The organism is Nonomuraea sp. B10E15, from assembly GCF_039871615.1.
In the GTDB taxonomy this organism is placed as follows: Bacteria; Actinomycetota; Actinomycetes; order Streptosporangiales; family Streptosporangiaceae; genus Nonomuraea.
The window spans coordinates 314,339-328,190 of sequence record NZ_JBDPMB010000003.1 but is presented as its reverse complement, the minus strand read 5'-3'; the positions used below and the strand labels follow the sequence as shown (position 1 = coordinate 328,190).

Here is a 13,852-nt window from a genome sequence, read left to right as displayed (position 1 = left end):
GCGTCCAGCGGCCGGCTTCCGCGATCCGCCCTCCGGCCGGCCCGTGTTCAGCGGGCGGCCGAAGGTAGCGGGTTGTGCACTTACGATTGATGACCATGACCGAACTGCGCACCAAGGACGAGCACACCGAGGCGATCCGGAGAGATCGCCGGGTGGCGGTCGTGGTGAACACTCGCTCGCGCCGCGGCCGGCGGCACTATTTCGAGGTGATCGAGCAGATCCACAACCTCGGGTTCGAGCCGCTGGCGGAGCTGTCGGTCTACAACCCCAAGCGGCTGCGCGAGCTGCTCGACACCGCCCTGGCCACCGAGCCTGACCTGCTCATCGTGGGCGGCGGCGACGGCACGCTCTCCTCGGCGGTGCGGCACGTGGCCCACCGCGACGTGGCGCTCGGCGTGCTGCCGCTTGGCACCACCAACAACTTCGCCCGCAGCCTCGGCCTCCCCCTCGACCTGGCTGGGGCGATCAAGGTGTTCGACACGGGCAAGGTGGCCGACATCGATCTCGGCCTGGCCGACGACCGGCCGTTCGCCAACCTGGCCAGCTTCGGGGTGTCGGTCGAGGTGGCGGGCAAGGTCAAGCCGTGGCTCAAGCGCATCGTGGGGCGTCCCGCCTATCCGCTGACGGCGCTGACGATCCTGCCGGGCCACACGCCGTTCCGCGCCTTCATCACCGTCGAGGGGCAGCGGCACGAGCTCCTCACCCACCAGCTCAACATCGCCAACGGCCGCTTCCACGGGGGCTGGCAGGTCGCCAGGGACATCAGCATCGACAACGGCATGCTGGTGGCCTACCAGCTCGGGTCGGGCAAGAAGCTGCGGCTGCTGGGCGAGACCCTGCTCAGGGCGACCACCGGGCGCTGGCGCAGCCTCGCAGGGGGGCCGTTCGTGACGGGCCGCGAGATGCTCCTGGAGACCGATCCGCCGATGGCCGCCGACGTCGACGGCGAGGTGCGGCTGCGCACGCCCATCAGGCTGCGGGTGGTCCCCAACGGGGTGCGCGTCATGGTGCCGTCCTCGTTCGAGGACAACTGAGCCGGCGCCCGACCCCGCTACCTGGCCGCGCTACCTGACCCCGCCGGCCCGGCTTCAGGCGTCGCCCAGGCGCCGGTAGGCGGGCTCCAGTGGGTCCGCCAGGCCGGCGGGCGGCGGGAAGAGGCGCAGGAGGAGGTCGGGGGCGGCGGCGGACGGGCGCCGCTCGGGGCGGTGGGCCGTCGCGCCGGGCGCGTAGAAGTCGGCCAGGCGGTCGGCGAACGGCACGTCGTCCACGTGCAGCGCGTCCACCCCGGCGACCACCATGGCGTCCGCGGCGTCGTCCGCCAGCGAGCCGAGCAGCTGCTCGCGGGTGCGCCCGCGCCAGGCCAGCACCAGGAACGGGTCGTCGTCGAACGACTCGGCCAGCAGATAGAGCACCGCCGACAGGTGCTTGCACGGGAAACCCCAGTCGGGGCACGAGCAGTCCATGTCGAGGTCACGCGGGAACAGGTCGATCCCGAGCGCGGCGAACACCTCCTCGATCTCGGCCGGCATCTCCCCGGCCAGCAGCTTGGCCCGGTGCACGGCCTGCGCCGCGATCGACTCCTCGACGGAGTCCCAGAGCGACTCGCCGTACGCCTCGATCCTGATCACGACGTCGTACGGGTCGCGCCGCGAGCCCTGCACGCCGGCCCGCACCTCCCCGGCCGCCAGGTCGATCGACAGGACCTGGCCCTGCCGGGCGTAGGCGCGGCCGCGCGAGAGCCGTCCCTTGTCGCAGACGCGCTCCAGGATGTCGATGAACCGCCGCGACCACCACGTGGAGCCGATGCTGCCCCGCCGCGTGCGGGCCTTGATGCCGCCCTCGACCCTGATCGGCTGGGCGCCGTCGTACCAGTCCTCGAACGTGACCATGCTCAGCCCACCCCCTCCGCCGTCAGCCGGAACACCTCGCGCAACTCGTCGGTGGACAGGTCGGTGAGCCAGTCCTCGCCGGCCCCGACCACCCGCTCGGCCAGGGCCTTCTTGCGCTCGATCATCTGGTCGACGCGTTCTTCGAGGGTGCCCGCGCAGATGAGCTTGCGCACCTGCACGTTCTTGCGCTGCCCGATGCGGAACGCGCGGTCGGTGGCCTGGTCCTCGACGGCCGGGTTCCACCAGCGGTCGACGTGGACGACGTGGTTGGCGGCGGTGAGGTTGAGGCCGACGCCGGCCGCCTTGAGCGAGAGCACGAACAACATCGGCTCGTCGTCGTTCTGGAACCGGTCGACCAGGCGGTCTCGGGTCTTCTTCGGCAGCCCGCCGTGCAGCCAGAGGACGGTCGTGCCGAGCCGCTGGGCCAGGTACGGCTGAAGCATGGTGCCGAACTCCGCGTACTGCGTGAAAAGCAGTGCTTTTTCGCCTTCCGCCAGGATTTCTTCGGACAGCTGCTCCAACCGGGCCAGCTTGCCCGACCTGCCCGACAGGCGGGAGCCGTCCTTGAGCAGGTGGGCCGGATGGTTGCAGACCTGCTTGAGCCTGGCCATGGCCGACAACACCAGGCCGCGCCGCTCGATGCCCTCACTGTCGTCGATCCTGGCCAGCATGTCGTCGACGACCGCCTGGTAGAGCGTGGCCTGTTCCGTGGTGAGCGGGCACCACTCCTTGATCTCCAGCTTTTCCGGCAAATCGGAAATGATGGACTTATCGGTTTTGAGGCGGCGGAGGATGAACGGGCCCGTCGCCCGCTTGAGCGCCCTGGCCGCCTGCTCGTCCTGCCGCGCCTCGATGGGCTCCTGGAACCTCGTCCTGAACCGTGTGCGCGGCCCCAGCAGGCCAGGGTTGGCGAACTCCATGATCGACCAGAGCTCGGCCAGATGGTTCTCGACCGGAGTGCCCGTCAGCGCCAGCCGGGTGCCCGTGGGGATCGACCGTACGGCCTGGGCCTGCAACGTCCCGCTGTTCTTGATCGCTTGCGCCTCGTCGCACACGACCCTGCGCCATTCGTGGCGCCGGAGCGTCTCCAGGTCGCGCTGGGCGGTGCCGTACGTGGTGATCACCAGATCGGCGTGCTCGATCTCCGCGGGGTCTCGGCCGCTGCCGTGGTGCACGTGGACGCGCAGCCCGGGTGCGAACCTGGCCGCCTCCCGCTGCCAGTTGCCGACCAGCGACATCGGGCACACCAGCAGCGTCGGGGCAGCGGCCCGCTCGTGCACGAGCAGCGCCAGCGTGGTGATCGTCTTGCCCAGCCCCATGTCGTCGGCCAGCACGCCGCCCAGGCCCAGCTCCGACAGGAAGCTCAGCCAGGCCAGGCCCCGCTCCTGGTAGGGCCTGAGTGCGGCGTCCAGTCCCGCCGGCGTGGCCAGCGGCGTCAGCCGCCGCTCGGCCTGCCCGGACAGCAGGTCGCCGAGCACGCCGTCGGCGTCGACCTCCAGCAGCGGCAGCTCGTCGTCATCGGCCCGCACGACGTGACGCAGCAGGTCGGCGGCGCTCGCCTCGCCCGTACGGGCGCCCTCGACGGCCTTGAGCGCCGCCTTGAGCTGCCGCTCGTCCAGCTCCACCCACTGGCCGCGCACCCGCACCAGCGGCACCTTGAGCCGGGCCAGCTCGGCCAGCTCCGCCTCGCTGATCGACTCGTCGCCCACCGCCAGGTCGATGCGGAAGTCGACCAGCTCCCGCATCCCGAACCCCTGGGCCGAGGCCGCCTTCTGCGCCTTCGTCCTCGTGGTGAGCTTCAGCCCCAGCTTCGTACGGCCCGCCCAGCGCGGCAGCTGCACACCGAACCCGGCCGCCTGCAACAGCGGCGCCGCCTGCCTGAGGAACGCGAACGCGCCCGCGGTGTCCAGGGCCAGCTCCCTCGGCTGGGGGACGCGCAGGGCTCGGTCCAGTTCGGGATAGAGCCTGACCGCCCGCCCCAGCCCGGCCAGCAGCTCCCGTTGCGGTTTCCCCGGGAACCCGGCGGGCCCGCCCTCGCGCCACACCTGGGCGGCGGGAACGTACAGGCTGGGGTCGTCGGCGGCCTGCAACGCCAGCTCGACCCGCCACCCGCCGGCCCTGTCATCGGCCTCGCCGTCAGTTCCGGAGGTCCTGTCATCAGTGCCGGCGTGGGTGCCGGCGGGCTCCAGGAGGCGGAAGCACACCCGCGCCGCGCCCTCGGCGGTCGTCACCGCGTCGTGCCACTTCTCAAGCTCTTGCCGCAGGTCGGGCACGTCGGGACAGGCCGGATCGCCGCCGGTCAGCGCGGCCAGCCAGCGCTCGCGCGGCCCTGTGGTGAGGGGCCCTGTGGTGACAGGCCCTGTGGTGACAGGCCCTGTGGTGACAGGCCCTGTGGTGAGAGGTTCGGCCAGCGTCTGTCTGACCAGCGCGTCGGTGAACGTTTCGAGCGCCTCGCGCAGGACGTCCGCGGAGGGCCGTTCGGTACGGGAGGTGCGGCAGGCGGGCGGCATCGCCAGCGCCAGCTCCCGGAAATATCCGGCATCCACCCCTGTCACCACCGGCCACCACGCCGCCCGAGCCATGCCATGAGCGGGGATGAGCCTGGGGATGACCCGGCCCCGGCGTACCAGGTCGCGGGCGAAGGCGGCGACGGCGCTCCAGTGGCGCAGGGTCGCGGTGCCCGCGTGCCCGTCCAGCATCGGCAGGGCCACGGCGGCGGGTGGCACCACGGCGGGAACCTGCCAGAGCCGCAGCCGTGGCCGGGTCACCTCCGCCAGCCGCCCGGTCTCCGGCGAGGGCAGGGGCTCTCTGGCCGAGCCGGGCAGGAGCAGCGCCAGCGTCCGCGACGGCGGGTCGTCGAGCCCGAGGGCGGCGGCGACCACGGCCCAGGAAGCGGCGTGCGGATGCGCACGCGGCGCCGTCTCCCGCCCCGCACCCCATCCCCCGCCCCGCCCCGCACCCCGCTCCGCACCCTGGCTCGTGCGCTCGTCCTGGGTCGTGGTCTCGGCCCAGAAGGCGAGCCCGTCGCCGGCCCAAACTCCGTGTACCCGCACCCTGGCAGGTTACCGCCGCCGCCGTGGGCAGCCCGCCCGCATCGCGCCCCGTGGGCCGCCCGCCCGCATCGCGGCACCCGCCACGGAGCCGCGCCCGTGGATCGCGTACGCGGCCCCGCCCGTGCGGCATGACGCGTCGGTTCGGCCGCGTGGACGCGGACATGCGCGCGTAGCATGGAGGTATGAACCCTCCCGGATCGTGGTGCGAGCGTCCCAAGCCGCAGGCTCCCTCGTGCGAGCTCCCGTCCCCGTGGAGCAAGCCGAAGCAGCCGGGCAACTGGTGCGAGGCCGACAAGAACGACCCCGTGGTGTCCGTCCTGCGCTTCGTCCTCAAGGCCGCCAGGCGCTAGTCCCGCGCGCCATCGGCGCGTGATAGAAGGCCGGTTGTCTGGGTAGTCGCCTTCCGCAGCGGAGGAGGCGATCGTCGTGAACGACACCCACAAGCTGGTCAACGACCTCTCCGAGCAGGTCTCCCGGCTGGTCAAGGACGAACTGCGCCTGGCCAGGATCGAGCTCCGGGAGAAGGGCAGGCACGCGGGGTTCGGCGCGGGGCTGTTCGGCGCGGCGGGCGTGACCGCGCTGTTCGGCGCCGGCGCCCTCGTGGCCGCCGTCATCATGCTGCTCGCCCTTGTCCTGCCCGGCTGGGTGGCCGCCGCGATCGTCGCGGTGGTCCTGTTCGTCGTCGCCGCCGTACTCGGCCTGACCGGCAGGAAACAGGTGAAACGAGCCGGCCCGCCGGTCCCGGGGGAAACCTTCGCGAGTGTCAGGGCCGACATCGACATGGTCAAGGAGAAGGCTCGGCGATGAGCGAGACCGATCCCGGATACACCGGGGAGCAACACGCAGGAGACGTCGGCGCGCGCAGAGCGACCGTGGGCACGCCGACGGAGCGCGAGTCCATCAACGTCCCCCCGACGAGGGCGGGCGCGGCGGAGAACGCGAGGCACGCCGAGGCCGCCCGTGAGGAACACGAGACCTTCATCCCCGAAGCCCCCATCGCCGACGAGCGGTCCGAGGCCACGGAGAGCCGGCGGACGGAGGAGGAGTCGCTGAAGGGGGAGAGCGGGGCGGACGGCGAGGAAGGGGACGGGGCAGGGGACGAGGAAGGGGACGACGTGCGTAAGGACATCCAGAAGACCCGGAGAGATCTGGGCGAAACCGTCAGCGCGCTGGCGGGCAAGGCCGACGTGAGGTCCAGGGCGAGCCATGCCGCGCAGGCGGCCAAGGGCAAGGCGGGCCATGCGGCCGAAACGGCCAGGGGCAGGGCCGGTCACGCGGCTGAGACGGCCAAGGGCAAGGTGGGTCACGCGGCGGAGACGGCCAAGGGGCGGGCGGCCGGTGCGGCCGCGACGGTCAGGGGCAAGGCTTCGGACGTGGCGGGCAAGGTGCGCGAGAGCGCTCCTGAGGCCAGGGACGTCGCCACGCAGGCGAGGAAGCGGCCCGCGCTGCTCGTCGCCGCCATCGGCGCCGTGATCGGTTTCCTGTGGCGCCGGATGATGATGAAGCGGCGCGCGCGGAGACAGGCGGCCCGGCCCTGGGCGATGATGAGGCGGCGCGCGCGGAACGGAGCGGCCCGGCTCCGGTCGCTGAAGGGGCGGCGTGCGCGGAACCGCGTGGCCCTGCCCCGGTGAGGCAGGAAGGCGTGACGTTCAGGGTGCGGGAGGGAGCAGGGCCCGGCACAGGACGGTGAGCGTGGTCGCGGTGATCGTGCCGGCGTCGGCGTGGGGGTCGGCGCCCGCGGCGATCCGGCGCTGGGCTTCGCCGAGGATGCTCCACCCGAGGTGGGCGACCAGGTCGGGCTGCTCGTGGCCGGCCTCGGCCAGGACGCCCCGCAGTGGCGCGATCATCGTCTCGTGGAGCCGGTCGAGGCGTTCCTGGCACGCGGGCGGCAGGTCGACGGAGGCCAGCGCGCGCAGCAGCGCGTAGTCGGGGCTCGTCACGAACGACATCGTCACCTCCCCGAACGCCCGCACCTGCTCCTCCAGGCCGCTCGCCCGGGAGACCGCGTCCTCCAGCCCGGCGGTCCAGCGCGGGATGGCGTCCTCGACGAGCTGGGCGAGGATGTCGGAGGTCGAGGAGAAATAGCGGTAGACGCTGGAGCGGGCCAGCCCAACGCGCGCGCCGACGGCCGCCGGGGTGAGCCGCGCGGGGCCCTCGGCCACCAGGATCTCCATGGCGGCCGCCAGCAGGGCCGCGCGCTGGCCCGCCCGATGGTCGGCCACCGTCGCCGCGCTAATCCTCGGCACCGGACTCACTCCTCCTTGCGACGCCTGCCTCCAGTATCGGGCAGCAGCAGGGTGGCGCCGACGCCCGCGAACAGCACGATCCCGGTGACGACGGTGACTCGGCGGGTGGCGTCGGCGGCGGCCGCGACGGCGGCGGCGTGCTGCGCGGGGTTCCTGATCCCCGCGATGGCCGCGCCGCCGCTCTCCCGTACGGCCTGCCCGAGCGCGGGCTCGTGGGGGAGGCGGTCGGCCATGGCCGCGCCGAGCCCGGTGACCAGCACCGAGCCGAGCACCGCGATGCCGATGGCGGCGCCGAGCTGGCGGATGGTGCTCTGCAGCCCCGAGGCCGCGCCCGACTGGTGGGCGGGCACGTCGGCCAGCATCACGTTCGGCAGCTGCGCGGAGGCGAACCCCACGCCGACGCCGTACGTGACAAGCCAGGGCACCAGGGTCCACGGGCCGAGGGAGGGGGAGACGGCCAGGCCGATCGCGATCGCGGCGGCCGCTTCGAGGGTGAGCCCCAGCCGGACGATGAGCCGGGGCGTCAGCGGCAGTTTCGGCACGATGCCGCCGGCCAGGAACGTCCCGGCCGCCAGCGAGGCGATGATCAGGCCGGCTGTGAACGCGGTGAACCCGATGGCCGCCTGCAGGAACAGCGGCAGCACGAGGATGAGGCCGAACTCGCCGAGCGTGATGATCATCGCGGCCGCGCCGCCGTACCTGAAGGAGGGGACGGCGAACAGCGACAGGTCCAGGACGACCGGGCGGCCGGCCCGGGCCCTGGCCCGCTCGACCAGGACGAACGCGGCGAGGGAGAGCGCGGCCAGCCCGAACGCGAACGGGATCGGCGACAGGCCGTCGAACGGCCAGGCGGGGCCCGGATCGCCGGCGGGTGTGAACCAGCCGTACCGCTGGCCCTCGATCAGCCCGAACACGAGCGCCGACGTGCCGAGCACCGACAGCAGCACGCCTGGCACGTCGGCGCCGCCCGGGCCCGGGTCCTTCGACTCGGGCACTTTGACCGTGCCGAGCAGGACCAGCAGGCCGATCGGCAGGTTCACCCAGAACGCCCAGCGCCACCCGAAGTCGGTCACGACCCAGCCGCCGAGCAGCGGCCCGAGCGCGGCCATGCCGCCGATGATGGAGCCCCACACGGCGAACGCGACGGTTCTGCGCGGGCCGGTGTAGAGCGCGTTGATGATCGCGAGGGTCATCGGCACCACCATGGAGGCGCCCACGCCCTGGAGCACCCGCGCTCCGATGAGGAGCGCGCCGCTGCCCGCCGCGGCGGCCAGCATGCTGGCGGCCAGGAACACGATCAGCCCGATGGCGAACGTCCTGCGCCTGCCGCGGGCGTCGCCCATGCGGCTGAGCGGGATGAGCAGGGCGGCGAACGACAGCGAGTAGATCGAGTTCACCCACTCGACGTCGGTGGCCGCGAGCCCGAGGTCGGCCATGATCGCGGGAACGGCCACGTTCACGATCGTCGCGTCGATGATGATCATCGACATGCCGACGCCGAGCACGAAGAGGGGGAGCCAGCTCTGCCGGGTCCGCTCAGTTAGCGACACCATGTCCCCAACATAGCAACACCATGTCGCGAAAAAGGACGGGCTAGGCTCCAGATCATGGACTTCATCCGGGTGCGCGCGTCCGCCGACGGGGCGGAGACGATCTCCTACTGGACCGGCGACGTCTACGGGTGGCAGGACGACGACGGCCCCCACCACCTGTTCGGGTTCGAGGGGCTCAACGTGGCCAGGGCGGTGCGGGCCGACGGCGGCTGGCAGCTGCTGACCAGGGAGGCCGCCCTCTACCTCGACCCGAAGACCCGCCAGGTGCTCGACACCTGGGACAACCCGCTGACCGGGCGGTCGGTCGAGGTGCAGCACGTCTTCAACGACCCGGTCAACCAGCGGCTCGGCGGCTACCCGGTGCCGGAGACGCGCCTCGGCGACCAGGTGGTCTACAACGTCGACATCCGGCTGGCCTACCCCTCGCCGCTCAAGGTCGCCGACTATCCGGACAACTCCGCGAGCGACACGTACCGCGCGATGGAGTTGTTCCAGTTCTTCGCCGCCGTGGAAGACCTCGACTCCGGCGCGCCCGGCGTGCCGTGCGTGTTCTCGTGGTGCCGGGTCTCGCCGTGGCTGCCCTGGATGGCGATGGGGCGGCGCGGAGGCGGGCTGGTCTACCACTGCAGGGGCGCCAAGGTGGCCGAGGCGCCGCGGCGGCTGAGCGAGCAGGTGAGCGAGCGGGCGGGCGAGCGGTTCCTGCACGCGCCCGCGGAGTGGTCGGGCCCCAACATGACGAGCTGGACGGCGTTCGCGGACCGGGCCGGCCGGTGAGCGCCGACCTGTTCTGCGAGATCGTCGCGGGTGAGCGGCCGGCCCACGTCGTGCACTCCGACGACGTGACCGTCTCCTTCCTCGACGCGCGCCCCGTCTTCAAGGGTCACGTGCTGGTCGTGCCGAGGGTCCACGTCGAGACGCTCACCGACCTCGCCGACGTGGGCCCGTTCTTCGAACGGGTGCGCGCCGTGGCGGGGGCGGTGGAGGAAGGGCTCCAGGCCGGCGGGACGTTCGTCGCCATGAACAACCGCATCAGCCAGAGCGTGGCCCACCTGCACGTGCACGTGGTGCCGCGCAACCGGAAGGACGGCCTGCGGGGCTTCTTCTGGCCGCGGACGAAATACGCCTCCGCGGAGGAGGCCGCCTCCTACGCCGACGCGATCGCCGCCGCCCTGCGGCGCGCCTGAGTAAGCTCAGGCCGCGTGGAATACCTCGTCGGGGTCGCCGTCGTGGCCGTGATCGTCAGCGTGCCCGCGATCGTGTTGTGGCGGGTCATGCGGGGCCGCAGAGAGCTGGGCACCAGCCCTGCGGAGCGGGCCACGTTCGAGACCCTGCACACCGCCTCCCTGGCCGGGCCGCCGCTGCGGGCCGGTCTGACCGCCGACGGCGCCGAGCGCGCCTCGCGGCACCTGCGTGCCCTGCTCGGCTCCGCCGCCGTCGCGATCACCGACGGCGAGCGGCTGCTCGTCTACGACGGCGCGGGCGACGACCACCACGCCGACGCGGCCTTCGAGCACGCGGCGGCGACCCTCCAGGACGGCCGCACCCAGGTGCTGACCATCGAGTGCGACCTGCTCGAATGCCCGATCAGGCAGGCCGTGGTCGTGCCGCTCACGACCGACGACCGCGTGGTCGGCACGCTGGCCGCCTACGGGCAGAGCGCCTCGGCCGGGCTGGTCAGGGCCGCGCAGGAGGTGGCCGGCTGGGTCGACTCGCAGCTGGAGCTGGCCGAGCTGGACCGCTCGCGCACGCTGCTCATGGAGGCCGAGGTGCGGGCGCTGCGGGCGCAGATCTCCCCGCACTTCATCTACAACTCCCTGACCACGATCGCCTCCTTCGTCCGCACCGACCCCGAACGGGCCAGGGAACTGCTGCTGGAGTTCGCCGACTTCACCCGCTACTCCTTCCGCCGGCACGGCGAGTTCACCACGCTCGCGGAGGAGCTGCGCTCGATCGACCGCTACCTGATCCTGGAGCGGGCCAGGTTCGGTGACCAGCTCCAGGTCACGCTCCGCATCGCCCCCGAGGTGCTGCCGGTCGCGGTGCCGTTCCTGTGCCTGCAGCCGCTGGTCGAGAACGCCGTCAGGCACGGCCTGGAGAGCCGCAACGGCGTCGGCCGCATCACGATCATCGCCGAGGACGCCGGCGCCGAGTGCCGCATCAGCGTCGAGGACGACGGGCTCGGCATGGACCCCGACAGGCTGCGCCGCATCCTCGCAGGTGACATCGCTCCCAAGGGCGGCGTCGGGCTGGCGAACGTGGACGAGCGGCTGCGCCACGTGTACGGCGACGAGTACGGCCTGGCCGTCGAGACCGGCAGCGGCGCGGGCACCAAGGTCAACATCAGGTTGCCGAAATATCACCCAGGCGTCTCTGCCCGTTGACCTCGCTCTTCCTTGTCGGTTTTATCACTGTCTATGGCACAACTACGGGTCCTCGCGGTCGATGATGAGCTGCCGGCCCTCGAAGACCTGTCCTACCTCCTCCGCGCCGATCCCCGCATCGGCGAGGTGGCCACCGCGCGGGACGGCGCGGCGGCGCTGCGCCTGCTGGACCGGGCCATCGCCGACGGCAGGCCGATCGACGCGGTGTTCCTCGACATCCGGATGCGCGGGCTCGACGGCGTGGTGCTCGGGCGGCTGCTGTCGCAGTTCGCGAACCCGCCGCGGGTGGTGTTCGTGACGGCGTACGAGGAGCACGCGGTGGACGCGTTCGAGATCAAGGCGGAGGACTACCTGCTCAAGCCCGTCCGGCCGGAACGGCTGGCCGAGGCGATCAGGCGCGTGGCGGTGTCGGCCGACGTGCCCGTGGAGGGCGGCGAGTCGGATACGATCCCGGTCGAGCTGGGCGGGGTCACGCGGTTCGTGTCCAGCGCCGACGTCATCTACGTGGAGGCGCAGGGCGACTACGCGCGGCTGCACACGGCCGGGGGCAGCCACCTCGTGCGCATCCCGCTGGCCACCCTGGAGGAACGGTGGGCCTCGGCCGGGTTCATGCGGGTGCACCGCAGCCACCTGGTGGCCGTCAAGCACATCGAGGAACTGCACATCGACTCGGGCAAGTGCACGGTCCGGGTCGGCGACACCGAGATCCCGGTCAGCCGCCGCCACACGCGCGAGCTGCGCGACCTGCTGGTGCGCCGCGCCAGGAAGGGCAGGCCCGAGTGAGCCAGGAGCCCCGCCGTCAGGAATCCCGCCCGGTCCGCAGGACCTCCCTGTCGCGGGAGAACATCTCGCGGCGGGTCACCGTGACGAGCCCGCGCACCGCCGCCGCCCGCCGGCCCCGCTACCCGGCAACCCTGGAGATCGACGAGCAGACCCGGCTCGGCGAGGTCTACATGCGCTCGCTGCTGCGCACCCAGTTCAGGCTGGCGCTGTTCGTGTGCACGGTGCTGGCCTGCGTGATCGGCGGGCTGCCGCTGCTGTTCCTGCTGATCCCCGACCTGAGCGAGGTGCGCCTGCTGGGCGTGCCGCTCGCGTGGGCGGTGCTGGCGGGCCTGATCTACCCGGCCTTCGTCATCGGCGCCTGGTTGTACGTGCGGCAGGCGGAGCGCAACGAACGCCACTTCGCCGAACTGGTCGAACGCCGATGAGCCGGGGCGCCCCCGGGGCGGAGCCGGGCCCATGAGCCTGACGGCGGTGCTGGTGGTCGTGGTCGCGGCCATCCTCATCGGAGCGTTCGGGATCAGGGTCTCGCGCACCACCTCCGACTTCTACGTCGCCTCCCGTACGGTCAGCCCGCTCTGGAACGCCTCCGCCATCGGCGGCGAATACCTGTCGGCGGCCTCCTTCCTCGGGATCGCCGGGCTCATCCTGTCCTTCGGCGTGGACATGCTCTGGCTGCCCGTCGGCTGGACCGGGGGTTACCTGGTGCTGCTGGTGCTGGTGTCGGCGCCGCTGCGGCGCTCGGGAGCGTACACGCTGCCGGACTTCGCCGAGGCCAGGCTCGAGTCGATGACCGTGCGCCGCACCGCGAGCGTGCTCGTCGTGCTGATCGGCGGGCTCTACCTGATGCCGCAGTTCCAGAGCGCGGGCCTGGTGTTGCGGACCATCACCGGCGCGCCCGTGTGGGCCGGCGGGCTGCTGGTCGCGGGCGTCGTCGCGGTGAACGTGCTGTCGGGAGGCATGCGGTCGATCACGTTCGTGCAGGCGTTCCAGTACTGGCTCAAGCTGACCGCGCTGGCCGTGCCGCTGGTGTTCCTGCTGATGGCGTGGAAGGCCGACGGCGCCCCCGGGGTCACCGCGCTGGACGCGGCCACCTGGCAGGTGCCGCTGGGCGGCGGCAAGGAGTACGGGGTGTACACGACGTACTCGCTGATCCTGGCCACCTTCCTCGGCACCATGGGGCTGCCGCACGTGCTCGTGCGGTTCTACACCAATCCCGACGGGCGGGCCGCGCGCCGCACGACGCTGGTGGTGCTGACGCTGCTCGGCGCGTTCTACCTGCTGCCCGCCGTGTACGGGTGGCTGGGCCGCATCTACGCGCCCGACCTGGTGCGTACGGACGCGGTCGTGCTCACCCTGCCCTCCCGCATGATCGGCGGCTCGCTGGGCGACCTGCTGACGGCGCTCGTCACGGCGGGGGCGTTCGCGGCGTTCCTGTCCACCTCGTCGGGGCTGACCGTGTCCGTGGCGGGCGTGATCGCGCAGGACCTGCTCAAGGGCGGGGTGCGCTCGTTCAGGATCGCCACGCTGATGGCGGTGGCGGTGCCGCTGGCCCTGGCGTTGTGGGCGCGGGCGCTGCCCGTGGCGGACGTGGTGGGGCTGGCGTTCGCGGTGGCGGCCTCGTCGTTCTGCCCGCTGCTCGTGCTGGGCATCTGGTGGCGGCGGCTGAGCACCACGGGGGCGCTTGCCGGGCTGTTCGTGGGCGGCGGGCTGGCCTGCGCGGCGGTGCTCGTCACGATCACGGCCGGGCCGTTCGAAGGGCCGGCGGGGGCGCTGCTGGCCCAGCCGGCGGCGTGGACGGTGCCGATCGCGTTCGCGGTGATGGTGTCGGTGTCGTTCCTGACCCCCGACCGGGTGCCGCTCGGCGTGGCCAGGACGATGGTCCGGCTGCACACGCCCGAGGACCTCGACCTCGACCGCGGCGACTGGCGGCCCCGCTCGTCGTGAAGG

General features: G+C 72.5%; 14 protein-coding genes. 10 read left to right on the top strand and 4 right to left on the bottom strand.

Going from position 1 to position 13,852, the window contains the following annotated elements; all coding sequences use genetic code 11:
• Nucleotides 1-95: 95 nt before the first annotated feature.
• Nucleotides 96-1,034 (top strand): diacylglycerol kinase family protein, encoded by a 939-nt coding sequence (locus ABGB14_RS14405; RefSeq protein WP_347644116.1) that lies wholly within the window; start codon nt 96-98, stop codon nt 1,032-1,034.
• 54 nt (nt 1,035-1,088) lie between these two features.
• Here ABGB14_RS14405 and ABGB14_RS14400 read toward each other — a convergent pair whose 3' ends face one another.
• Nucleotides 1,089-1,889 carry an SWIM zinc finger family protein gene (locus ABGB14_RS14400; RefSeq protein ID WP_347644115.1) on the bottom strand — a complete coding sequence of 267 codons (801 nt, stop codon included), beginning with the start codon at nt 1,887-1,889 and terminating at the stop codon, nt 1,089-1,091.
• Between the two features lie 2 nt (nt 1,890-1,891).
• Complete coding sequence (locus ABGB14_RS14395; RefSeq protein WP_347644114.1) at nt 1,892-4,942, bottom strand: SNF2-related protein; 3,051 nt, start codon at nt 4,940-4,942, stop codon at nt 1,892-1,894.
• 182 nt (nt 4,943-5,124) lie between these two features.
• On the opposite strand from ABGB14_RS14395, the gene ABGB14_RS14390 reads away from it, so the two are divergent.
• The 3 genes from ABGB14_RS14390 (at nt 5,125) to ABGB14_RS14380 (ending at nt 6,573) form a co-directional block, all read left to right on the top strand.
• Complete coding sequence (locus ABGB14_RS14390; RefSeq protein WP_347644113.1) at nt 5,125-5,292, top strand: hypothetical protein; 168 nt, start codon at nt 5,125-5,127, stop codon at nt 5,290-5,292.
• 76 nt (nt 5,293-5,368) lie between these two features.
• Entirely contained in the window at nt 5,369-5,749 is a 381-nt protein-coding gene (locus ABGB14_RS14385) for a phage holin family protein (protein WP_347644112.1), read from the top strand.
• Nucleotides 5,746-6,573 carry a DUF3618 domain-containing protein gene (locus tag ABGB14_RS14380; RefSeq protein WP_347644111.1) on the top strand — a complete coding sequence of 276 codons (828 nt, stop codon included), beginning with the start codon at nt 5,746-5,748 and terminating at the stop codon, nt 6,571-6,573. The genes ABGB14_RS14385 and ABGB14_RS14380 overlap by 4 nt, the downstream gene beginning before the upstream one ends.
• Nucleotides 6,574-6,591: 18 nt before the next feature.
• Here ABGB14_RS14380 and ABGB14_RS14375 read toward each other — a convergent pair whose 3' ends face one another.
• Both ABGB14_RS14375 and ABGB14_RS14370 read right to left on the bottom strand, forming a co-directional pair.
• Nucleotides 6,592-7,188 (bottom strand): TetR/AcrR family transcriptional regulator, encoded by a 597-nt coding sequence (locus tag ABGB14_RS14375; RefSeq protein WP_347644110.1) that lies wholly within the window; start codon nt 7,186-7,188, stop codon nt 6,592-6,594.
• Nucleotides 7,189-7,193: 5 nt separating this feature from the next.
• Nucleotides 7,194-8,741 (bottom strand): MFS transporter, encoded by a 1,548-nt coding sequence (locus ABGB14_RS14370; protein ID WP_347644109.1) that lies wholly within the window; start codon nt 8,739-8,741, stop codon nt 7,194-7,196.
• Between the two features lie 54 nt (nt 8,742-8,795).
• On the opposite strand from ABGB14_RS14370, the gene ABGB14_RS14365 reads away from it, so the two are divergent.
• The 6 genes from ABGB14_RS14365 to ABGB14_RS14340 are packed head-to-tail and all read left to right on the top strand — an operon-like array spanning nt 8,796 to nt 13,849.
• Nucleotides 8,796-9,515, top strand: a complete 720-nt coding sequence (locus ABGB14_RS14365) for a DUF1838 family protein (RefSeq protein ID WP_347644108.1) — start codon at nt 8,796-8,798, stop codon at nt 9,513-9,515.
• The gene (locus tag ABGB14_RS14360; RefSeq protein WP_347644107.1) at nt 9,512-9,925 is read left to right on the top strand and encodes an HIT domain-containing protein; all 414 of its coding nucleotides are present in this window, start codon (nt 9,512-9,514) and stop codon (nt 9,923-9,925) included. The genes ABGB14_RS14365 and ABGB14_RS14360 overlap by 4 nt, the downstream gene beginning before the upstream one ends.
• 15 nt (nt 9,926-9,940) lie before the next feature.
• Nucleotides 9,941-11,122: a histidine kinase gene (locus tag ABGB14_RS14355; RefSeq protein WP_347644106.1), complete on the top strand. Its 1,182-nt coding sequence runs from the start codon at nt 9,941-9,943 to the stop codon at nt 11,120-11,122.
• Between the two features lie 33 nt (nt 11,123-11,155).
• Nucleotides 11,156-11,905, top strand: a complete 750-nt coding sequence (locus ABGB14_RS14350; protein WP_132514953.1) for a LytTR family DNA-binding domain-containing protein — start codon at nt 11,156-11,158, stop codon at nt 11,903-11,905.
• Nucleotides 11,902-12,330: a hypothetical protein gene (locus ABGB14_RS14345; protein WP_347644105.1), complete on the top strand. Its 429-nt coding sequence runs from the start codon at nt 11,902-11,904 to the stop codon at nt 12,328-12,330. Before ABGB14_RS14350 ends, ABGB14_RS14345 begins: the two co-directional genes overlap by 4 nt.
• 31 nt (nt 12,331-12,361) lie before the next feature.
• Nucleotides 12,362-13,849 carry a cation acetate symporter gene (locus ABGB14_RS14340; RefSeq protein ID WP_347644104.1) on the top strand — a complete coding sequence of 496 codons (1,488 nt, stop codon included), beginning with the start codon at nt 12,362-12,364 and terminating at the stop codon, nt 13,847-13,849.
• The last annotated feature ends 3 nt before the right edge of the window (nt 13,850-13,852 follow it).

Bases quoted from the DNA above. Each gene is read 5' to 3' on its own strand.
- ABGB14_RS14405 (WP_347644116.1), top strand. From the start codon at position 96: ATGACCGAACTGCGCACCAAGGACGAGCACACCGAGGCGATCCGGAGA.
- ABGB14_RS14400 (WP_347644115.1), bottom strand. From the start codon at position 1,889: ATGGTCACGTTCGAGGACTGGTACGACGGCGCCCAGCCGATCAGGGTC.
- ABGB14_RS14390 (WP_347644113.1), top strand. From the start codon at position 5,125: ATGAACCCTCCCGGATCGTGGTGCGAGCGTCCCAAGCCGCAGGCTCCC.
- ABGB14_RS14380 (WP_347644111.1), top strand. From the start codon at position 5,746: ATGAGCGAGACCGATCCCGGATACACCGGGGAGCAACACGCAGGAGAC.
- ABGB14_RS14370 (WP_347644109.1), bottom strand. From the start codon at position 8,741: ATGGTGTCGCTAACTGAGCGGACCCGGCAGAGCTGGCTCCCCCTCTTC.
- ABGB14_RS14365 (WP_347644108.1), top strand. From the start codon at position 8,796: ATGGACTTCATCCGGGTGCGCGCGTCCGCCGACGGGGCGGAGACGATC.
- ABGB14_RS14350 (WP_132514953.1), top strand. From the start codon at position 11,156: ATGGCACAACTACGGGTCCTCGCGGTCGATGATGAGCTGCCGGCCCTC.
- ABGB14_RS14340 (WP_347644104.1), top strand. From the start codon at position 12,362: ATGAGCCTGACGGCGGTGCTGGTGGTCGTGGTCGCGGCCATCCTCATC.